15 protein-coding genes are annotated in these 20,959 nt (G+C 67.5%); all 15 read left to right on the top strand.

Going from position 1 to position 20,959, the window contains the following annotated elements; translation table 11 throughout:
• Positions 1-77: 77 nt before the first annotated feature.
• Positions 78-1,391, top strand: a complete 1,314-nt coding sequence (locus OHA40_RS16380) for a SpoIID/LytB domain-containing protein (RefSeq protein WP_330233895.1) — start codon at positions 78-80, stop codon at positions 1,389-1,391.
• A 164-nt stretch (positions 1,392-1,555) separates the two neighbouring features.
• The gene (locus tag OHA40_RS16385) at positions 1,556-2,320 is read left to right on the top strand and encodes a MerR family transcriptional regulator (RefSeq protein WP_442944015.1); all 765 of its coding nucleotides are present in this window, start codon (positions 1,556-1,558) and stop codon (positions 2,318-2,320) included.
• A 446-nt stretch (positions 2,321-2,766) separates the two neighbouring features.
• Entirely contained in the window at positions 2,767-3,996 is a 1,230-nt protein-coding gene (glf, locus tag OHA40_RS16390; RefSeq protein WP_330233896.1) for a UDP-galactopyranose mutase, read from the top strand.
• Between the two features lie 7 nt (positions 3,997-4,003).
• Entirely contained in the window at positions 4,004-5,938 is a 1,935-nt protein-coding gene (locus OHA40_RS16395) for a glycosyltransferase (protein ID WP_330233897.1), read from the top strand.
• Positions 5,939-6,012: 74 nt separating this feature from the next.
• Positions 6,013-6,579 carry a phosphatase PAP2 family protein gene (locus tag OHA40_RS16400; protein WP_330234209.1) on the top strand — a complete coding sequence of 189 codons (567 nt, stop codon included), beginning with the start codon at positions 6,013-6,015 and terminating at the stop codon, positions 6,577-6,579.
• A 1-nt stretch (position 6,580) separates the two neighbouring features.
• Positions 6,581-7,507 carry a decaprenyl-phosphate phosphoribosyltransferase gene (locus OHA40_RS16405; protein ID WP_330233898.1) on the top strand — a complete coding sequence of 309 codons (927 nt, stop codon included), beginning with the start codon at positions 6,581-6,583 and terminating at the stop codon, positions 7,505-7,507.
• A gap of 4 nt (positions 7,508-7,511) precedes the next feature.
• Positions 7,512-9,440, top strand: coding sequence for a flagellar motor control protein ZomB (gene zomB, locus OHA40_RS16410; protein WP_442944052.1), 1,929 nt, complete (start codon positions 7,512-7,514; stop codon positions 9,438-9,440).
• Between the two features lie 225 nt (positions 9,441-9,665).
• Positions 9,666-10,733: an alpha/beta hydrolase gene (locus OHA40_RS16415; RefSeq protein WP_442944016.1), complete on the top strand. Its 1,068-nt coding sequence runs from the start codon at positions 9,666-9,668 to the stop codon at positions 10,731-10,733.
• Positions 10,734-11,034: 301 nt separating this feature from the next.
• On the top strand, positions 11,035-12,096 hold the full coding sequence (locus tag OHA40_RS16420; protein ID WP_442944017.1) for an alpha/beta hydrolase: 1,062 nt from the start codon (positions 11,035-11,037) through the stop codon (positions 12,094-12,096).
• A 585-nt stretch (positions 12,097-12,681) separates the two neighbouring features.
• Positions 12,682-13,722 carry an alpha/beta hydrolase gene (locus tag OHA40_RS16425; RefSeq protein ID WP_330233901.1) on the top strand — a complete coding sequence of 347 codons (1,041 nt, stop codon included), beginning with the start codon at positions 12,682-12,684 and terminating at the stop codon, positions 13,720-13,722.
• A 224-nt stretch (positions 13,723-13,946) separates the two neighbouring features.
• Positions 13,947-15,746: an alpha/beta hydrolase-fold protein gene (locus OHA40_RS16430; protein ID WP_330234211.1), complete on the top strand. Its 1,800-nt coding sequence runs from the start codon at positions 13,947-13,949 to the stop codon at positions 15,744-15,746.
• Positions 15,747-16,060: 314 nt separating this feature from the next.
• Entirely contained in the window at positions 16,061-16,579 is a 519-nt protein-coding gene (locus tag OHA40_RS16435) for a DUF732 domain-containing protein (RefSeq protein ID WP_330233902.1), read from the top strand.
• Positions 16,576-17,580 carry a cutinase family protein gene (locus OHA40_RS16440; RefSeq protein WP_442944018.1) on the top strand — a complete coding sequence of 335 codons (1,005 nt, stop codon included), beginning with the start codon at positions 16,576-16,578 and terminating at the stop codon, positions 17,578-17,580. The genes OHA40_RS16435 and OHA40_RS16440 overlap by 4 nt, the downstream gene beginning before the upstream one ends.
• A 167-nt stretch (positions 17,581-17,747) precedes the next feature.
• Positions 17,748-18,791 carry an LLM class F420-dependent oxidoreductase gene (locus OHA40_RS16445; RefSeq protein ID WP_330233903.1) on the top strand — a complete coding sequence of 348 codons (1,044 nt, stop codon included), beginning with the start codon at positions 17,748-17,750 and terminating at the stop codon, positions 18,789-18,791.
• A 190-nt stretch (positions 18,792-18,981) separates the two neighbouring features.
• Positions 18,982-20,898: a long-chain-fatty-acid--AMP ligase FadD32 gene (fadD32, locus tag OHA40_RS16450; RefSeq protein ID WP_330233904.1), complete on the top strand. Its 1,917-nt coding sequence runs from the start codon at positions 18,982-18,984 to the stop codon at positions 20,896-20,898.
• The last annotated feature ends 61 nt before the right edge of the window (positions 20,899-20,959 follow it).

Below are 20,959 nucleotides of genomic sequence, written 5' to 3' on the forward strand. Positions count from 1 at the left end.
TTGTGAGAACGTGCCGCGGTGCCGAATCTCGCATCCCGCGAGGTCGGCGGGCGCGCATCCGGTCGACTCCGCGACCGATGGCGCTCGGCGGAGCCGCGCTCGTCGTCGGTGCGGCCGTCCTGCTGTCCGCCTGGCCGACCGACACGCGGTACCGCACCGTGGCCGGGCCCGGGCATGGGCGCGGCATGAGCCAGGTCGGCGCGTTCGCGAGCGCGCAGGACGGGTGGGTGGCCGAACGGATCCTCGCGCACTACTACCCCGGCGCGGCGCTGGCCGCCGTCGCGCCCACAGCTCTTCGGGTTCGCCTCATGGCGCAGGACGACTCGTCCCTGGGCGCCTTTGCCGCCGCCGGTCTGCGCGTGGCGGGCCGCGAGGTGGCGCCCGGTCAGGTGGCGCATCTGACGCCGCTGCCCGGCGGCGGCGCGAACGTCGTCGTGACCGTCGGCTGCGACGGTGCGGTGCTGTGGCAGGCGGCCACCGACGACCCGTGGATCCACCCGCTCGATCCCCGGCCGAATCGTCCTGCGGCCGAACATCTCACGTTGTGCAGGGGACCGGCGTATCGCGGCGCGCTCGGCGTCGCCACCGAGGACGGCGTGCCGCGCACGATCAACCAGGTGGACGTCGAGGACTATCTACTCGGCGTGGTCCCGGCCGAGATGCAGGCCAACTGGGCAGACAAGGGTGCGAGCGAGGCGCTGCGGGCGCAGGCGATCGCGGCGCGCTCGTACGCCCTCGCCGAGCAGCGTTATCCGTACGCGCAGACCTGCGACACCACCGACTGCCAGGAATATCCCGGTACCGCAATGGAAGACCCGCGGGCGGCCGCCGCTGTCGCCGCGACCGCGGGCACTGTGTTGCTGCGCGATGGCCGGATCTTGCGCACGGAGTACTCCGCCGCGCCCGACGGCGGAGCACCCGCGGACATCTACACCTTGGATGTCGGCCCCGCACCTCGCGAACTACTCGCGACCGCACCGCCCGAGCATCCGCAGAGGCAGGTGCCCGGCGCCGAATCGGTGATCGACGCCGAGTACCGCCGGATCGGCGGCGCGACCAGTGCTGTCGGCACGCCGCTCGGGCCGGAGATGATCCTGCCGCAACACGCGGGCACCTACCGCCTCTACACCAACGGCGTCATCATCGCGACACCGACGCTCGGCGCGCAGGTGGTCGACTTCACGAGGTTGTTGCAGTTGGTGCCGGACCCGACTGGGGCGCAGGAGGCTCCGTCGACCGCATCGACTGGTGGTACGCCCCCGGCTGCTGGTGGGCCTGACGCGGCGCCTCCGTCCGGTGGTGCGCTTCCGGCCAGCGGTCTGGCTTCCTCTGGTGGCGCGCCTCCGTCCGGCGATGTGGCACAACCACTGCAGGAAACAGTGGGGCGCTGACCCGGCCTCGCGCGTCGCCGGTGAGGATCCGCCGATGGCGGCGCGAGATCACTCCGGCGGTGTGTCGCCGAGTGACCGGACAACGGTCGAATCGGGCTTGACCTTGACGTAGCGTCAACTTGCATGCTGGTTGTACCGACGAGACAAGAAGGGAGAACGCGGTCATGACCATGGTCACCGGGGAATGGTCCATTCAGGATCTGGCGAAGGCGGCCGGTACCACCAGCCGCACGCTGCGCCACTACGGGCAGCTCGGGCTGTTGCCGCCCAGCCGGATCGGCGCCAACGGGTATCGCTACTACGACCAGGGCTCCCTTGTGCGGCTGCAACGCATCCTGCTGCTGCGAGAACTCGGCCTCGGCCTTCCGGTCATCGCCGAAGTCCTTGCCGGAGAACAGGACACCACCGCCGCGCTGCGCACGCACCTGGACTTGCTACAGCAGGAACAGGATCGGATCCGGCGCCAGATCGAGTCGGTGCAAACCACGCTGCACAAGACGGAAAGAGGTGAACAACTCGTGGCAGCAGAAGTTTTCGACGGCTTCGACCACACGAAGTACAAGGACGAGGTGATCGAACGCTGGGGCAAGGAGGCCTACGAGAGCGGCGACCGCTGGTGGCGCTCGATGTCCGACGCGGACAAGAAGGCCTTCCAGCAGACCCATCTCGACATCGCCGCCGACTACGGCCGGGCGCACGCCGCCGGGGTCGCCCCCGACAGCGACGAGGTGCAGGCCATCGCCCAGCGCCACCTCGACTGGATCGGCGTCGGCTGGCAAGGCCGGTCCGTGGTGAAGGAAGCCTTCATCGGTCTGGGCGAGATGTACGTCGCCGACCCGCGTTTCGCGGTGAACTACGACGTGCACGGCGCGGGCACCGCGGAATTCGTGCGTGACGCGATGAAGGTCTACGCCGAGCGGAACCTGTAGATCACACCGACCGACGGCCGGTACGCGGAGCACGCGTACCGGCCGTCGACCTATGGGGGTGCAGGCCTATCCCACCCGGAGTTCGTTCCGGAGTCGAGATCGTCCGGATCAGCGGTGCGGTACTCGGCGGACCCGTTACTGGCGGCTGTGCACCCAGCGGGACAAAGGTCGAGCTCGACGTGGGCTTTCCCGTCTGATCCTTGGGAGCGATGGAAAGGGCCCTTGATCGCGTATAGGAACGGGCAAAGGACGTGACGCGGAACACCCCGCGCACTGGGTCGGCCGGATAGTAGACCGCGGGCCGGTTGCCGTCGATCCCCCTTTCGGCAAACGTCCGGCGAAATTCGGAGGTCCCCGGCGTGAAACCAGGCCGGGGAGCGGTGCCGCCCAGCACAGGTTCCGACTCCCCCAGGACACGGCGAGGACTTCCGATACTCTGGGCTCCCGTGACCGTCGCATCGTCCCCGGGTAACTCCGTCAATTCCGCCTCACAGTTCGATCTGATCGTCGTCGGCTCCGGATTCTTCGGGCTGACCGTTGCCGAACGCGCCGCCACGGTGCTGGGTAAACGGGTTCTGGTGATCGAGCGCCGCCACCACCTCGGGGGCAACGCCTACTCCGAGCCGGATCCGGAAACCGGGATCGAGATCCACAAGTACGGCGCGCATCTGTTCCACACGTCGAACAAGCGGGTCTGGGATTACGTCACGCAGTTCACCGAGTTCACCGGGTACCAGCACCGCGTGTTCGCGATGCACAAAGGGCAGGCCTACCAGTTCCCGATGGGCCTCGGTCTGGTCGCCCAGTTCTTCGGCCGCTACTTCTCGCCGGAAGAAGCGCGCAAGCTGATCGCGGAGCAGGCTTCGGAGATCGAAACCAAGGACGCGCAGAACCTCGAGGAGAAGGCCATCTCGCTGATCGGCCGCCCGCTCTACGAGGCGTTCGTCCGCGACTACACCGCCAAGCAGTGGCAGACCGACCCGAAGGAACTGCCCGCGGGCAACATCGCCCGCTTGCCGGTCCGCTACACCTTCGACAACCGCTACTTCAACGACACCTACGAGGGCCTGCCTCGCGAGGGCTACACCAAGTGGCTGGAGAACATGGCCGCCTCCGACCTGATCGAGGTGCGGCTGAACACCGACTGGTTCCAAGTACGTGAGCAGCTACGCGCCGAGAGCCCGGACGCGCCGGTCGTCTACACCGGCCCGCTGGACCGCTACTTCGATTACAGCGAGGGCGAGCTGGGCTGGCGCACCATCGATTTCGAAACGGAGGTGCTGCCCGTCGGTGACTTCCAAGGCACCTCGGTGATGAACTACAACGACGCGGACGTGCCCTACACCCGCATCATCGAGCCGCGCCACTTCCACCCGGAACGCGACTACCCCGCCGACCAGACCGTGATCATGCGGGAGTACTCCCGGTTCGCGCAGACCGGCGACGAACCGTATTACCCGATCAACACCCCGGAGGACCGGGCAAAGCTGCTGGCTTACCGTGAACGGGCCAAGAACGAGACCGCGACGGCGAAGGTCGTCTTCGGCGGCCGGCTCGGCACCTACCAGTACCTGGACATGCACATGGCGATCGGCAGCGCGCTGAACACGTTCGATAACGTGCTACGCCCGCACCTGGAAGACGGCGCGCCGCTCGTGACCGACCAGGAGGCATAGGAGCAGAATGACCTCCCAATCCATCTTGGCAGACCAGACCACCGAGACCCGCGCGAAGTCGCTGCTGCAGCGCATCATCCTGCCCCGTCCGGGCGAACCGCTGGACGTGCGCACCCTCTACGTCGAGGAATCCGCCACCAACGCACGGCGAGCGCACGCCACCACCCGAACCTCGCTGTCGATCGGCGCGGAGTCGGAGGTCTCTTTCTGCACCTACTTCAATGCGCTGCCCGCGAGCTACTGGCGGCGCTGGAGCATCCTGTCGTCGGTGGTGCTCCGGCTGGAACTGGCCGGCCACGGCCGAGTCGACCTGTACAGGTCCAAGGCCGATGGCTCACGCATCAATGTGCAGGGCAAAGAGTTCGCGGTCGCGACCGGAGCCGACTCGGTGATCGTGGAATTCGAGACCGACTTCGGCCCGTTCGAGGACGGCGGCTGGCTCTGGTTCGACATCACCACCGACACGGCGGTCACGCTGTTGTCCGGCGGCTGGTACGCGCCGGTCGAGGCGCCCGGCGAGGGCAGCATCGCGGTGGGCATGCCCACCTTCAACCGGCCCACCGACGCGGTGCAGACCCTCGCCGCTCTCGGTGCGGACCCGCTGGTGCTGGACAAGATCAAGGCCGTCATCATCCCCGACCAGGGCACCAAGAAGGTGGCCGACGAGCCCGGCTTCGCGGAATCGGCCGCGGCGCTCGGCGGCAGGCTGGCCATTCACGACCAGCCCAACCTGGGCGGTTCCGGCGGCTACAGCCGGGTCATGTACGAGGCGCTGAAGAGCACCGACGCCGAGTACATCGTCTACATGGACGACGACATCGAGATCGAGCCGGACTCGATCCTGCGCGCGCTGGCCTTCGCCCGCTTCGCCAAGTCGCCGGTCCTGGTCGGCGGCCAGATGCTCAATCTGCAGGAGCGCTCGCACCTGCACGTCATGGGCGAGGTCGTCGATCGCGGCATCTTCATGTGGACCGCGGCGCCGAACGTCGAATACGACCACGATTTCTCGAAGTACCCGCTCAAGGACCGGGACAACTCGAAGCTGCTGCACCGGCGCATCGATGTCGACTTCAACGGCTGGTGGACCTGCGTGATCCCGCGCCGCGTCGCCGAGGAGCTCGGCCAGCCGCTGCCGCTGTTCCTGAAATGGGACGACGCGGAGTACGGCCTGCGCGCTCGCGCCGCCGGGTACCCGACCGTCACGCTGCCCGGCGCGGCCGTCTGGCACATGGCCTGGAGCGACAAGGACGACGCGATCGACTGGCAGGCGTACTTCCACCTGCGCAACCGCTTGGTGGTCGCCTCGCTGCATCTGCCGGGCAACGGCCGCGCCATGGTCGCCAACACGGTCAAAGCAACCCTGAAACACCTGCTTTGCCTGGAGTATTCGACGGTCGCGATCCAGAACCTGGCCATCCGCGACTTCCTCGCCGGCCCGGAGCGGTTGTTCCAGCTGCTGCCCAGCGCCCTGGGTGCGGTGCACGAGCTGCGCAAGCAGTACCCCGACGCGGTGATCCTGCCCTCGTCCACCGAACTGCCGCTGGCCAGTCACCTCGGCGTCGGCGCGGTGGGCGAGCCCGCCAACCCGCTTGCCAAGGTGGTCCGGCTGGCCAAGGGTGTGGTGCACAACTTCCGCCCGGCGCGCAATGAACACCATGAGACTCCGCAGTTGAACGTGCCGACCCTGGACGCACGGTGGTTCCTGCTCTCCCAAGTCGACGGCGTCACCGTCACCACGGCCGACGGCCGCGGTGTCGTCTACCGCAAGCGTGATCCGCGCCAGGCGCTCGGCCTGTTCAAGGAGGCGATGCGCCTGCGCAAGGAGCTGGCCGCTCGCTTCCCGGAGATGCAGCAGCGCTACCGCGCCGCCCACCCGCAGCTGACCAGCACCGCGGCGTGGGAGAAGGTCTTCGGCATCGACACGAAGGATGGGCAGCAGTGAGTCTCGGAGCGAGCGCGGCCGACGACGCGGCGGTGTACCGGCGGCCGCAGAGCGCGAACGGCCACGGCGGCCCGGTGTCCGCGGAATCCGCGGCCGAACAGGCGCCCGCGGCGCCACCGGAAGTCGCGATCATCAACGCCGTGCAGGCCACCCTCGGCAACAAGCCCACTGTGGTGTCCGCGGCGCGCGGCATGTCGCACTTCGGCGAGCACGCGCTCGGCTGGGTCGGCATCGCCGCCGCGGGTTGGTTGCTGGACAAGCCGCGGCGCAGGCAATGGGCCGGGGTCGCGGTCGGCGCGGTCGGCGCGCACGCGGCCTCGATCGTCATCAAGCGCGTCGTCCGTCGGCCGCGTCCGAACGACCCAACGGTGCAGGTCAACGTCGGGACGCCGAGCAAACTGAGCTTCCCGTCCTCGCACGCGACCTCGACCACGGCGGCGGCCGTGTTGCTCGGCAGATTGACCGGGCTACCCTTGCCTGCGGTGCTCGTCCCCCCGATGCTGCTTTCCCGAGTGGTCCTGGGGGTGCACTATCCCTCCGACGTGCTCGCCGGTTCCGCGCTCGGTGCCGCGTCCGCCGCTGCCCTGCTTGCCGCCGAAAAGAGACTCGAGAGTGACCGCACAAGAAAGAGCCTTGGTTGACATGAGTGAAGAGCCGACCGGCGCCGACCTAGCCGAGGCCGTTGTCAAGGGCCCGCCCAAGACGCTGGCCGGTGGTCTGTTCAAGGCTGTCCGTCCGCGGCAGTGGGTCAAGAACGTCCTGGTGCTCGCCGCGCCGCTGGCCGCGGGCACGGTCACCGACGTGGATGTGCTCGCGCACGTCGGCGTCGCCTTCGTGGTGTTCTGCATGGCCGCATCGGGCATCTACCTGGTCAACGACGCGCTCGACGTGGAGGCCGACCGGGCGCACCCGACCAAGCGGTTCCGGCCGATCGCCGCGGGCATCGTCCCGGTGAACCTGGCCTACCTGCTCTCGACGCTGCTGTTGGCCGGGTCGCTCGCGGGGTCGTTCCTCGCGTCGTGGCATCTGGCCGTGGTGATGGCGGTCTACATCGGCATCCAGCTGGGTTACTGCTTCGGCCTCAAGCACCAGGCGGTGCTGGACATCTGCATCGTGTCCTCGGGCTTCCTGCTGCGCGCGGTGGCGGGCGGCGCGGCGGCGGATATCCCGCTGTCGCAATGGTTCCTGCTGATCATGGCCTTTGGTTCGCTGTTCATGGCCGCGGGCAAGCGTTACGCCGAACTGCAGATCGCGCTGGGTACCGGCGCCAAGATCCGCAAGTCGCTCGAGTACTACACCCCCACCTACCTGCGCTTCATCTGGACGCTCGCCGCGACGGCCGTGGTGGTGTTCTACGGGCTGTGGGCATTCGAGCAGGACCGAGCGAATCACACCGAGTGGTTCGCGATCTCGATGATCCCGTTTACCATCGCAATCCTGCGTTACGCGGTCGACGTCGATGGTGGCGAGGCCGGTGAGCCCGAAGAGATCGCGCTGGGGGACCGCGTCCTGCAGTTCCTCGCAATCGCCTGGATCGGAGCGGTAGGTGTCGCTGTCTATCTCACCTGACGAGATGCTGGTAGCGGGGCGAACGGAATACGCGGGGGGGCGGTCGGCCGAGGAGCCGGCGCGCTCCATGTCGCGCTCCGCCCGTCTATCGAAAGCCACGTTCGTCGGTGGGATCGCGCTCACCGTAGTTCTTTTCGCGATCGGCGGCTGGCAGCGGCGCTGGATCGCCGACGACGGCCTCATCGTGTTGCGCACGGTGCGCAACCTGATGGCGGGCAACGGCCCCGTCTTCAACCCGGGCGAGCGCGTCGAAGCGAATACCAGCACGGCGTGGACCTATCTGGTGTGGTTCTTCAGCTGGCTGACCCAGGCGCGGCTGGAATACGTAGTGCTCGGCGCCGCGCTCACGGTGTCGCTGGCCGCGGTCGTATTCGCCATGCTCGGCTCGGCCAGGCTGTGGGGCGGGACCGGAGCCGGACTCCTGCTGCCCGCGGGTGTGCTGGTCTACATCGCGCTGCCCCCGGCTCGCGATTACGTCACCTCCGGTCTGGAGAGCGGTCTGGTGATCTGCTGGATCGGCCTGCTGTGGTGGCAGCTGATGCGGTGGAGCCAGTCGAAATCGGTTCGGCTGCCCGGGCTGCTCGGCGTGGTCTTCCTCGCCGGACTCGCTCCGCTGATCCGTCCCGAGATGACGCTGGTCGGCGCCTTCGCACTGCTGATGATCTTCCTGGCGCCCATGCCGGAGAGCAGGCTGCGCCCGATCGTGCTGCGCGCGATGATCGTCGTCGTAGCCGGGGTGGTCCCGATGGGTTACCAGATCTGGCGCATGGGCTACTACGGCCTGCCCTACCCGAACACCGCTGTCGCGAAGGACGCGGGTGGCGCCAAATGGGGACAGGGCTTCGTCTACCTCTGGGATCTGGTCGGCCCGTACTTCCTGTGGGTCCCGCTGCTGGTGCTGCTGATCGCCGGCGTGGTCGCCGCCCGCATACGGGCGAGCCGGACGGCGCAGGCCGACCGCGACGAGGTAGGCGGCTGGTCCGTCGGCAGGGTGCGGAGTTGGCTGCGCTCGCCGGGCGCGGTGGTCACTATGGTCCTGGTCAGTGGGTTGCTGCTGACGTTGTACGCGCTTCGGGTCGGCGGCGACTTCATGCACGGCCGAATGCTGCTTCCGCAGCTGTTCCTGTTGCTGCTCCCGGTCGCGGTGCTGCCGATCCGGGTGCCCGTGGGCGGTTCGCGGGCCGACTGGTCCTTCGCGGTGCTCGCGGTCGCGCTCGTCGGCACCGCGGGCTGGGCGCTGTTCGCGGCGGGCACCACCGCGATCAAGACCGGTACCAAGATCACCTCGACCGGCATCGTCGACGAGCGGATCTACTACGTGATCAACACCGGTCACGACCACCCGATCCTGGCCGAGGACTACATGGACTACCCGCGCGTCCGCGCGATGGTCAACGACATCGCGGCCAGCCCGAAGGGCGGACTGCTGCTCAACTCGCCGTCGTTCACGTTCTGGTACATCGCTCCACCGCCGCAGCCCATTCCCGCGGGCGGCACCGGGCACACGGTCTACTTCCTCAATCTGGGCATGACCAGCATGAACGTCCCGCTGGACGTGCACGTGATCGATCCGATGGGCCTGGCCTACCCGCTGGCCGCGCACACCGATCGGCTCGCCGACGGCCGGATCGGGCACGACAAGAGCCTGTACCCGGACTGGGTCGTCGTGGACGCGGGCATGGTCGACAAGAAGCCGTGGATGCCCTGGTACCTGGACGAGAAGTGGGTGACCCAGGCGCGAACCGCGATGTCCTGCCCGGACACCCAGGCGCTGCTGATCTCCTCCCGCGACCCGCTCACCTTCGAGCGCTTCCGGCACAACTTCCGCAACGCGCTGCGGTTCGCGAAGTACCGCATCGACCGGGTGCCGAAGTACGAGATCCAGCGCTGCGGGCTGGTCGATCCGTTCCCGCAACCGCTCGCACCGCGCTGAACCCATGCGGCAGATGGGCCCACCGAGCATGCTGTGCAGGGCCCATCGTGCGAGTTCGATAAAGTGGCGTACACCGCTTTATCTCTTTTTGATAACGCCGACGCATCTATACCGATATAGGCTACGACCGTAGGCCCGGCCGTGGCGTCCACTGGTCGTGGGCATCGGCGGGTTACCGTGTGGACGGCTTGCCGCTGTCGCTGTGGAACGAAAGGCTAGAAACTGATGCGTGGCGTGATAGGGCGTCGTCTGAATACTCGAAGAGCAGGCTCCTGGCTCAAGCGATCCATGCTGGTATCGCTGGCTGTTCTGCTACCGCTCGGGGTGTCGGTGGCAGGCCCTGCCGCCCCGGCCTCCGCCGCGTTCAATCCGGACGGCATGGACTTCTGGGTCGATTCCGAAATGGGCCCGATCAAGTCGCGCGTCTTCCGTGCCGCCGACGGCAACACCGGGCGCGTGGTCTACGCGCTGGACGGTATGCGGGCGCGTAGCGACCTGAGCGGCTGGGAGATCGACACCGAGGTCGTGCGCGAGCTGACCAAGTGGAACATCAACGTGGTCATGCCGGTCGGCGGCCCGTCCAGCTTCTACGCCGACTGGAACGGTCCCAGTGACTTCTTCGGCCTCGGCAGTGCGGGCTCCTCCTCCAGCGGTTCGGCGAACTCGGGCTCCGGCCTGCTGACCGGTTCCGCGGGTGGCCCCGGCAAGACCAGCACCTACAAGTGGGAAACCTTCCTCACCAAGAACCTGCGCTGGGCCCTGCGTGACCGGCTCGGGTTCAACCCGAACGGCAACGGCGTATTCGGCCTGTCCATGGGCGGCAGCGCCGCGCTCACCCTGGCGGCCTACCACCCCGACCAGTTCCGCTACGCCGGTTCGTACTCCGGGTACCTGAACATCTCCGCGCCGGGCATGCGCGAGGCGCTGCGCATCGCCATGCTGGACGCGGGCGGGTACAACATCGACGCCATGGCACCGCCGTGGGGCCCGCAGTGGCTGCGGATGGACCCGTTCGTGTTCGCGCCGCGGCTGAAGGCCAACAACACCCGCCTGTGGGTCTCCGCCGGTAGCGGCCTGCCGAGCGGGGCGGATGGCCTGAGCTTCAACACGGTCAACGCGATGGGCCTGGAGGCGCTGGCACTGGCCAATACCCGCGCGTTCCAGGTTCGCATGCTGACCCTCGGCGCGAACAACGTCACCTACGACTTCCCGGCCGTGGGTGTGCACAACTGGAACTACTGGGCCGACGAGGTCTATCGAATGATCCCGGACCTCTCCGCGAACATCGGATAGGTAGGCAGTAAACGAGGAACCGACCGCCCTGTGCCATTGGTACAGGGCGGTCGGTCTTTTTCTCGGGTCGTCCCACATTCCCTCGGTAACGAATATGAAGACGAAACGCTGCGGTAGTTGTGGTCTGGATCACTATCCAGCAACATGAAGGCATTCGTTTCCGATTGATACCTGAACCACATACGCAGAGGTCGATTCGTCCGTTTCTCACGGACCGTCGGGTCTCGGTGTCCGATGAGGGGGTCGGTGGAGGTCACTAGATGTTTGCCGATCAGGTCGTCCGAGGGAAAGGTCGCATGTGATGGGAAGTGAGCGCTGGGAACGCAGGTCCGGTAGGTCTCGATCAACCGGTTCGTGGGTGCGGCGATTCGTTCTCGGTGTCGCCGTGGCAATGCTGTTGCCGCTCGGGGCGACCGTCGCGGGCGTCGGTGCCCCGGCATCGGCGGCATTCAATCCCGCCGCCTTCGACTTCTGGGTCGAGTCCCCCATGGGACCGATCAAGTCCCGGATTCTGCGTGCCGCGAACGGCAACACCAATCGGGTCGTCTATGTGCTGGACGGCATGCGGGCCCCGGAGCACCTGAACGGCTGGGAGATCGAGACCAACATCCCCGAAGTCCTGGCCGGTCACAACATCAACGTGGTCATGCCGGTCGGTGGCATGTCGAGCTTCTACGCCGACTGGAACGCGGCGAGCGAGTTCTTGGGCGTCCCGGCGGGCTCCGGCTCGAGCACCGGCTCCGGAATGCTCGACGGGTTCGCCGGCGGGCCGGGCAAGAGCTACCGGTACCAGTGGGAGACGTTCCTGAGCAACAACCTGCGCTGGGCGCTGCGTGACCGGCTCGGGTTCAACCCGTACCGCAACGGCGCCTTCGGCTTGTCCATGGGCGGCAGCGCCGCGCTGACCCTGGCGGCCTACCACCCGGATCAGTTCAGCTTCGCCGGTTCGTTCTCCGGCTACCTGAACATCTCGGCGCCCGGCATGCGCGAGGCGATTCGCACGGCGATGATGGACGCGGGCGGTTACAACGTCGACTCGATGGCGCCGCCGTGGGGCCCGCAGTGGCTGCGGATGGACCCGTTCGTCTTCGCGCCCAACTTGGTCCGCAACGGCACGCGCCTGTGGATCGCGGCGGCCAGTGGCCTGCCCGGGTTGACCGACCCCCCGTCGTTCAGCACGCTCAACGGCATGGGTCTGGAATCGCTGGCGTTGGCCAATACCCGCGCGTTCCAGGTCCGGATGGCGACACTCGGCGGCGGCAACGCCGTCTACTCTTTCCCGCCCTTCGGCATTCACGCCTGGAACAACTGGGCCGACGAGGCCATGCGGATGATTCCGGATATGTCGGCGCACATCGGTTGAGTTGTGCTGGTTTTGCGGCGCTGGCTGGTTTGCGGTGGCGCTGCGTGTTCGCCCGGCGGGCCATGGACTGAACTTTGCTAAATGTTTGCTATCGAAGGGTTAGCACTGGCCGTGTGCGATTGCTCACGGCCACCGCTAGCTCTATCTCGGCAGATCTCGGCCTCCATCACGGTTCGGTCTCGGGCGGCGCCGAATCGACTCCGGCCTCGGAGTCGGGTGCGGAAGGTCGCGGGAGCTCACATGGGTCCCCGAACTCGGCAGGATCTCGGCTCGGTGACAGTTCTCGCCAGGGACGGAAATATCTTGGGCTCCAACACGACATCACCGCATGAACGCGATAAGGTCACCGCATCATCACCTTGTGCAAACGGAGGGATTTCGACCAGTGGAAAGCCCCGGACCTTGCTAAACCGAGGGGCGTCGAATATCGTCCAGCGAGCGCAAGTGTGACCAGATCGTTGTAGCGCCGTCACAGGTCCGGACGGTCGGGACCGTGCCCGTGACGCGCGTCTCGTTGGCAACACGGGTGCCGGTTCGCCTTCGGGCGGCGGGTGGCACCACAACAGCAGAAAGAGAGCAGGATTCATGCGTTTCGGCAGGGCGGCCGCGCCGAAGAGAACACCGTCGGGACGGCGAGGCGCACCTCGCGGTTGGCGTAATCGAATTCTGGCTGTCGGTGCCGCCGTCTTGGCGCTACCGACCGCCGCTGGACTGGCGACCCCGACCCTCGCCACCGCGGCCCCGTCGGCGCATGCGCCGGTATTGCGGGCGCCCGCGGGTGGTTTCGAGGACCTGATGGTTCCCTCCAGCATGGGTCCGATCAAGGTGCAGGTGCAGTGGGCTTCGCGCGGTGGCAGCGCGGCGCTCTACCTGCTCGACGGTCTGCGTGCCCGCGACGACCGCAACGCTTGGTCGTTCGAGACCAACGCGCTGCAGCAGTTCGGCAACGACAACATCACCCTGGTGATGCCGGTCGGCGGCCAGTCCAGCTTCTACGCCGACTGGTACGCGCCATCGAACCTCAACGGCCAGAAGACCACCTACAAGTGGGAGACCTTCCTCACCAAGGAGCTCCCGGCCTTCCTGGAAGGCTACGGCGTCTCGCGCACCAACAACGCGGTCGTCGGCCTGTCCATGGGTGGTAGCGCGGCGCTGGCCCTCGCGGCTTACCACCGCGACCAGTTCAAGTTCGCCGCCTCCTACTCGGGCTACCTGAACATCTCCGCGCCGGGCATGCGCGAGGCGATCCGCATCGCGATGCTCGACGCAGGCCGCTACAACGTCGACTCGATGGCGGCGCCGTGGAGCTCGCAGTGGCTGCGGATGGACCCGTTCGTCTTCGCGCCGCAGCTGCGCGGCCTGCCGATGTACATCTCGGCGGCCAGCGGCCTGCCGGGCCAGCACGACCAGCCGAACTCGGCGGTCGGCGTGTTCAACACCGGCAACGCGATGGCGCTGGAAGCCCTTTCCTTGGTGAACACCCGTGCGTTCCAGTCTCGCCTGAACTCGCTGGGCATCCCGGCTCGGTACGATTTCCCGGCGGCGGGCACCCACGCCTGGAAGTACTGGGAGGGCCAGCTGTTCAACTCGCGCAACATGATCCTGGACGCCACCGGCGCCTGGTGACCTAGTTCGCTCCGACGCATTCAGGCCGCACCGATCTCGGTGCGGCCTGAATTGCGTTCGGGGACAGCTCGCCTCGCGAACGCCGCGAACAAAGTTTGCTGAGCAGCGCGTGTCTCCCGTAAACGCCGCCATAACCGGAGTACAAAGCTCTTGTGGCAGGGATAACACGCGATAGCTGGGGCAAGCGCGGGCTTCTCGTCGCTCGTTCGGCACGCGGGCGGCTCATGCTGCTCGCCAGCGCCTTGGTGGTTCCACTAGCCGCGAGCCTGTCCGTTGCTGCTCCCGCCATCGCGCAGCCCGCCGCCGCGCCGTCCGCGGCGGTCATGGAGAAGGTCCACTGGCTCAGCGACCGTCGCGTCGCGCTGTGGGTGACCTCGCCGTCCATGGGCGCGCCGGTCCAACTGCAGCTGCTGCTGGCCAGGGACTGGAATGCCCGCCCGGAAGCAGAGTTCCCCCTGCTGTTCCTGCTCGACGGCCTGCGCGCCACCGAGGACGAGAGCGGCTGGACGAAGGAGGCGGGCGCGGTCGAGTTCTTCGCCGACAAGAACGTCACCGTCGTCCTTCCGGTCGGCGGACAGGCCAGCTTCTACTCCGACTGGCTGGAGCCGAACAACGGCCGTAACTACAAGTGGGAGACCTTCCTGACCAAGGAACTCCCGCCGCTGCTGGAGAGCCATTGGCGAGCATCGGACGTGCGGGGCATGGAGGGACTGTCGATGGGCGGCACGGCCGCGATGTTCCTCGCGGCCCGCAATCCCGGCTTCGTGCGGCATGCCGCGTCCTATTCCGGCTTTCTGACCACGACGACGCTGGGCATGCCGCAGGCGATTCAGTTCGCTATGCGTGACGCGGGTGGTTTCGACTCGGCCGCCATGTGGGGTCCGCCGACGAGCCCCGAATGGGATGGGCATGACCCGTATGCGCTGGCCGACAAACTGAGGGGGGTCAGCCTCTACGTTTCCAGTGGCAGCGGTGCCATCGGTCCCTTCGACCAGATCTCCGCCATTCCAGGGGTGAGCACCAACTTCGCGGGCATGGGCCTGGAGATCCTGTCCCGGCTCACCTCGCAGAACTTCGTGACCAAGCTGGCCAACCTGGCCATCCCGGCGCAGGTGAACTACCGCGCGTCCGGCACCCACTCCTGGCCGTACTGGGATTTCGAGATGCGCCAGTCCTGGCAACAAGCCGCCACCGCGCTGGGTGTCGAACTCGGCAAGCCCGCCTGCCAAGCGAGCGGCGCTATCGGCACGGTGGCCGCAGCGACCGGCTGGCTCGGTGAGTGCCTCACCGCCGAGTACCAGGTGGCCGGTGGCACTGCCCAGGACTTCACAGGCGGCCGGGTCTTCTTCGCGCCGGGCAGCGGCGCGTATCCGGTCGGCGGCATGATCGCCGCTGGTTACCAGGCCGCTATGGGCCCCGGCGGCCCGCTGGGGCTGCCGACGGGCGACGAGCGCGCGCTCGAGGACGGTCGTGGCAGGTTGCAGACCTTCCAGCACGGTTCGCTGTACTGGACGCCGCAGACGGGCGCGCAGGCCGTCCGCGGCGCGATCCTGGAGGAGTGGGGCAAGCAGGGCTTCGAGCGCGGCCCGGCGGGCTATCCCAGCGCACCGGAGGTCAAGACGCCGCACCGGGACGGCGCGGTGCAGGCGTTCGAGAACGGCCCGTTCTACTACAGTCAGGCCAACGGCGTGCGCCGCGTCCAGGGCATGATCCTCGGCAAGTACGCCCAGCTGGGCTACGAGAACAGCCCGCTCGGCTTCCCGGCCGCGGAGGAACAGCCGCTGAAGGATTTGGGGCGGTTCAGCCGATTCGAGGGCGGCAACATCTATTGGAGCCCGCTGTCCGGAGCCTGGGCGGTCCGCAACGGCCCGGTGCTGGACGCCTGGCGCGGGATCGGTTACGAGAACGGCAAACTCGGCTATCCGATCAGCGACGAATTTCCCATTCCTGGCGGCATTCAGCAGAACTTCCAAGCCGGGTTCATCACGGTGCGCAACGGCAAACCGGAAGTCCACGGCATCTGAATCGGGCGGCCGAACCACACCGATTCCGAGCGAAGCGGGACCGGGCATCACCCGTGCGCGGCCCGGCTCGGGTCCGAGGGGGCGAAGCGCGGACTCGGTCGAGTCCGTACTCTTCAAGGCTGAGCCACAAACCGCTCGATCCCAAGACGTGTCAGCCCGGTCGGGTGCGAGTCTTACGAGCACCGTTCGCGGCCCGGCTCAGGTCCGAGTGGGCGAAGCGCATGCGCACGCCCGCTCGGACCCGAGCCAGACGGGGGCCGCGAACACGCAGCGTCGCAGGCGCTGCAAAATTAGACACAGGAGGACAAGAATTCATGCATCGGACCCGTGGAAAGGTATTCGGCGTGGTTGCGGCGATCGCCGCGACCGGCTTGCTCGCCGCGTGTGGCGACAATGATTCGACCGCGACGAGCACGCCGACTCCGACCCGCACCACGACGGCGGCGCAGTCGCCTGCCGTGACGCCGCCCGCCGATACCGGGGTGCCCGCCCCCGCGCCGGAGGAGCCCACCACGACGGTGGCGCCCGAGCGTCCGGAGCCGGTGCCGACCGAAGCCGTCCCGCCGCCGGATACCTCGAACCTCTCCGACAAGGACAAGCGTTTCCTCGCCGAGCTGGAGAAGCAGGGCATCACCCCGTCCAGCCCGGATATCGCGCTGAGCATCGGCGCGTACGTCTGCCAGGGCACCGCCGCGGGCGCGTCCGACCAGGATCTGATGACCTTCGTGAACGCCATGGCCGGTTCCGACCCGGCGTTCGACCCGTCGAAGATGCCGGTCGAGAAGGCCGGACAGATCTACATCTCGACCGCGCGCGCGACGTACTGCCAGTGAGTTCGCGTGTCCGTTCGGCGTCCCGTCGGTCCAAGCCGACGTCCACGGCGCGCCCACGCGGGTGCCTGATCGCGATCGGCGTGATCGTGCTGATCGTCCTCGTCGTCCTGCTGCTGTGGTACCTGCTCGCGGGGCGGTTGCGCCCGCCCGCTCCTGGGCCGAAGCCGCCGGAGCGGCCGACCTCGCAGCCCGCGAGTTGTCCCGACGTGCAGATGATCTCGGTGCCGGGCACCTGGGAGTCGAACAGCTACGACGATCCGCACAACCCGACCGCCAACCCGTTGTCGCTGATGCTCAACATCTCCGGCCCGGTCGCTCAGCAATTCCCGGCGGAGCGGCTGGACGTGTACACGGTTCCGTATGTCGCGCAGTTCTCCAACCCGATCGCGATCCCGCCGGACGGACAGCAGTCCTACAACAACAGCCGATCCGAGGGCACGAAGCGGATGGTCGATGCCATGGCCGCCCGGCATCAGGAGTGTCCGCTGACCACCTATGTGCTCGCGGGATTCTCCCAGGGCGCGGTGATAGCGGGTGACGTCGCCGCGCAGATCGGGGCGGGCAAGGGCCCCGTGCCCGCCGATTCGGTGCTCGGCGTGGCGTTGATCGCCGATGGGCGGCGTACCGGCGAGACCGGCCCCGGCCAGGCGATCCAGGTCGGCACGCCGCCACCCGGCGTGGGTGCCGAAGTCGCGTTGCGCGGGTTGAATGTGCCCGGCATAACGATGACCGGTCCGCGTCAAGGCGGCTTCGGCGCGCTCGCCGACCGCACCTACACCATGTGCGCGCCCGGCGATCTGATCTGCGACGCCCCGCGCGAGGCGCTGAGCCCGTTCAACCTCGTGGGCAGCGTGAACGCCCTGGTCCGCGCGGCGGGCAACCCGGTGCACGCCCTCTACAACGGCTTCGTCGTCGACCCCGATGGCGCCACCTCGACACAGTGGACGGTCAACTGGGCAGTCGGCCTCATCGAGGCCGCACCGCATCCCGCGCACTCGTGAGAATGCACAGTCCGTGAGATACCCCGCACCCGGTTGGCGTGACAAGGGCAACTCGAGTTGGGCAGCACGCTGTAAAGTGCGCTGATGATCGCGACGCCGGGCAACGCCGCAGCAGACCTCGGGCGGGTGTCGCGCCCGTATTTCCTTACAGCCAGGAGCATGAGTTCATGACAGAAGCCGCCGCACCGGCCACCACGGCGAGCCGCGACGCGGATGCTGCGTTGACCGCGCTGGGCACTCCGTTGCGCCCGTTCCGCTTCGCGGCGGCCGGCGAGGGAAACAAGCAGGAGGGCGGTGCCCGCAAGTTCGTCCAGACCGCCCAGCAGGCCGAGGAGTACGGCTTCGACGCGTTCGTCGTGCCGGACCACCTCGGTGAGCAGATCGGCCCGATCGCCGCGCTCGGGGCGCTGACCCAAGCCACCGAGAAGATCCGCCTCGGCACATCGGTGCTGGCGAACGGTTTCCGCCACCCCGTCGTGCTGGCCAAGGACCTGGCCACGATCGATGTGCTGTCCAAGGGCAGGCTGGAGGTCGGCCTCGGCGCCGGCTGGATCAAGGAAGAGTTCGAGAACGCGGGTATCCCCTACGAGTCGCCCGGCGTCCGGCTGGAGAAGCTGGACGAGGCGCTGACCATTCTCGACGTACTGCTGCGCGGCCAGGAGTGCACCTTCGAGGGCAAGCACTACCAGGTGCGCGGTGTCAAGGGGACCCCACGGCCACGCCAGGGCCCGCGCCCGCCGATCTGTACCGGTGGTGGCGGCCCGAAGATGCTGCGCCTGGCCGCCAAGCACGCCGACATCGTCTCCGTCGTTCCGGTGACCACCAAGAACGGCAAGGGCCTGCTCTCCGGCATCACCATCGAGAAGGCCATCGAAAAGGTGAATCTGATCAAGGAGGCCGCCGGTGACCGGTTCGCCGACATCGAGCTGAACTGGGCCATCACCGCCATCGTGATCACCGACGATCGCGAGAAGACCGCGGAGATGGCGCTGTCGGCGTTGGACAAGGGACTGCACCCCAACCTCGAGGTGGACGTTCAGCTGTCCGTCGAGGACATCCTGAACTCGCCCTACGTGGCGATCGGCACGTTCGAGGAGATCGCCGAGCAGATCAGGCGTGTGCGGCAACTCACCTCGATGTCCTACGTCGGTGTATTCCCCACCCAGATGGACGCGTTCGCCCCCGTTATTCCCCTGCTGCGGGACGAGTGAGCCGGTCTTCTCTGTAACATGACTCTGGTTTGAGTACATCTAGCCGATAAGCGGTCACCGCGCAGACCGCACAAAATCTGCAGGCTGGCTCTGCACTTGGAGCACCCGCGGGCGAAAGCGAGTCGGGGCCTCACAGGTAATAGCGGCGATCTCGCCGTCTTGCTGCGTGTGCCTCGGAGGAGAAGAAGGAATGGAAGAGACTTTCGACGACTACCTGGACGAAACCGGGAACATCCGAATTCCCGAGGATCACACCCTGGTTGATCACGTCGAGAAGCACACTCGGAACGACGCGAACACCCTGGCGTATCGCTACATCGACTACTCGCGCGAGCGCGACGGCGAGGCGCAGGAGCTGACGTGGCGTGAGTTCGGTATCCGGCTGCGCGCGGTGGCCGCTCGACTGCAGCAGGTGACCAACCCGGGCGACCGGGTCGCGATCCTCGCTCCGCAGGGCTTGGACTATGTGATCTCCTTCTTCGCCGCGATCTACGCGGGCACCATCTCGGTCCCGCTGTTCGACCCGGACGAGCCGGGCCACACCGATCGGCTGCGCGCCGTGCTCGGTGACTGTGAGCCCGCGGCCATCCTGACCGCGAGCTCCTCCGCGGCCGGGGTCAGGCAGTTCTTCCGCGCGCTGCCCGCCGCCCAGCGCCCGCGCATCATCGCGGTGGACGCGATCCCGGACAGCGTCGGCGAGAGCTGGGTGCGCCCGGACATCGCCATCGACGACATCGCCTACTTGCAGTACACCTCGGGCTCCACCCGGGTCCCGGCCGGTGTCGAGATCACCCACCGTGCGGTCGGCACCAACCTGCTGCAGATGGTGGACGCGATCAACCTGGACTGGAACTCGCGCGGCGTCACCTGGCTGCCGCTGTTCCACGACATGGGCCTGCTGACGGTGATCCTGCCCGCGGTAGGCGGCAAGTACATCACCATCATGTCGCCGAGCGCGTTCGTGCGCCGCCCCTACCGGTGGATCAAGGAGCTGGCCGCGGTCTCCGACGGCGCCGGAACCTTCGCCGCCGCACCGAACTTCGCCTTCGAGCACGCCGCGGTGCGCGGCCTGCCGAAGCACGGTGAGTCATTGGACCTGTCGAACGTCATCGGTCTGATCAACGGCAGCGAGCCGGTGACCACATCGTCGATGAAGAAGTTCAACGAGGCGTTCGCGCCCTACGGCCTGCCCAAGACCGCCATCAAGCCGTGCTACGGCATGGCCGAGGCGACGCTGTTCGTCTCCGCCACCAAGGCCGAGGACGAGGCCAAGGTCACCTACGTCGACCGCACAGAGCTCAATGCCGGCCGCATGGTGAAGGTCGACCCCGGTCACGAGAACGCGATCGCGCAGGTGTCCTGCGGTTACGTCGCGCTCTCGCAGTGGGCGACGATCGTCGATCCGGAATCGGTGGAAGCCGAGGGCGGCGGCCGCGAGCTGTCCGACGGCCGGGTCGGCGAGATCTGGTTGCACGGCAACAACATGGGCATCGGTTACTGGGGTCGTCCGGACGAGACCACGACGACGTTCCGGAACAAGGTCACCCACCGGCTGCCCGAGGGCAGTCACGCCGAAGGCACCGAGCCGGATGCGAACTGGATGCGCACCGGCGATTACGGCGTGTACTTGGAGGGCGAGCTCTACATCACCGGCCGCGTCAAGGACCTGGTGATCGTGGACGGCCGCAACCACTACCCGCAGGACCTGGAGTACTCCGCGCAGGAAGCCAGCACGGCACTGCGCCCCGGTTTCGTCGCGGCGTTCTCGGTGCCCGCCAACCAGCTCCCGGCCGAAGTGTTCGAGCAGGGCAGCCATTCGGGCCTGAAGTTCGACGCCGACGACGCCTCCGAGCAGTTGGTCATCGTCGCCGAGCGCGGTCCTGGCGCGGGCAAGGCCGATCCGTTGCCGATCGCCGACGCGGTGCGCGCGGCGGTCTCGCAGCGCCACGGCGTGACCGTCCGCGACGTGCTGCTGGTGCCCGCGGGCTCGATTCCGCGCACGTCCAGCGGCAAGATCGCCCGGCGAGCCTGCCGGGCGGCCTATCTGGAGGGAACACTGCGGGGTGGTTACACCCAGCAAGCCTTCCCCGATGCACCGGAAGAGTAATTGCCAAGGGCGGCCTCGGACCGACCATTGATGCTCGGCGCCGACCTTCCCACGCCGAGCG

It is taken from the genome of Nocardia sp. NBC_00508 (assembly GCF_036346875.1).
Classification (GTDB): Bacteria; Actinomycetota; Actinomycetes; order Mycobacteriales; family Mycobacteriaceae; genus Nocardia.

Bases quoted from the DNA above. Each gene is read 5' to 3' on its own strand.
- OHA40_RS16430 (WP_330234211.1), top strand. From the start codon at position 13,947: ATGCTGCTCGCCAGCGCCTTGGTGGTTCCACTAGCCGCGAGCCTGTCC.
- OHA40_RS16415 (WP_442944016.1), top strand. From the start codon at position 9,666: ATGCGTGGCGTGATAGGGCGTCGTCTGAATACTCGAAGAGCAGGCTCC.
- zomB (WP_442944052.1), top strand. From the start codon at position 7,512: ATGCTGGTAGCGGGGCGAACGGAATACGCGGGGGGGCGGTCGGCCGAG.
- OHA40_RS16420 (WP_442944017.1), top strand. From the start codon at position 11,035: ATGGGAAGTGAGCGCTGGGAACGCAGGTCCGGTAGGTCTCGATCAACC.
- OHA40_RS16385 (WP_442944015.1), top strand. From the start codon at position 1,556: ATGACCATGGTCACCGGGGAATGGTCCATTCAGGATCTGGCGAAGGCG.
- OHA40_RS16380 (WP_330233895.1), top strand. From the start codon at position 78: ATGGCGCTCGGCGGAGCCGCGCTCGTCGTCGGTGCGGCCGTCCTGCTG.
- fadD32 (WP_330233904.1), top strand. From the start codon at position 18,982: ATGGAAGAGACTTTCGACGACTACCTGGACGAAACCGGGAACATCCGA.
- OHA40_RS16435 (WP_330233902.1), top strand. From the start codon at position 16,061: ATGCATCGGACCCGTGGAAAGGTATTCGGCGTGGTTGCGGCGATCGCC.
- OHA40_RS16445 (WP_330233903.1), top strand. From the start codon at position 17,748: ATGACAGAAGCCGCCGCACCGGCCACCACGGCGAGCCGCGACGCGGAT.
- OHA40_RS16405 (WP_330233898.1), top strand. From the start codon at position 6,581: ATGAGTGAAGAGCCGACCGGCGCCGACCTAGCCGAGGCCGTTGTCAAG.
- OHA40_RS16395 (WP_330233897.1), top strand. From the start codon at position 4,004: ATGACCTCCCAATCCATCTTGGCAGACCAGACCACCGAGACCCGCGCG.
- OHA40_RS16425 (WP_330233901.1), top strand. From the start codon at position 12,682: ATGCGTTTCGGCAGGGCGGCCGCGCCGAAGAGAACACCGTCGGGACGG.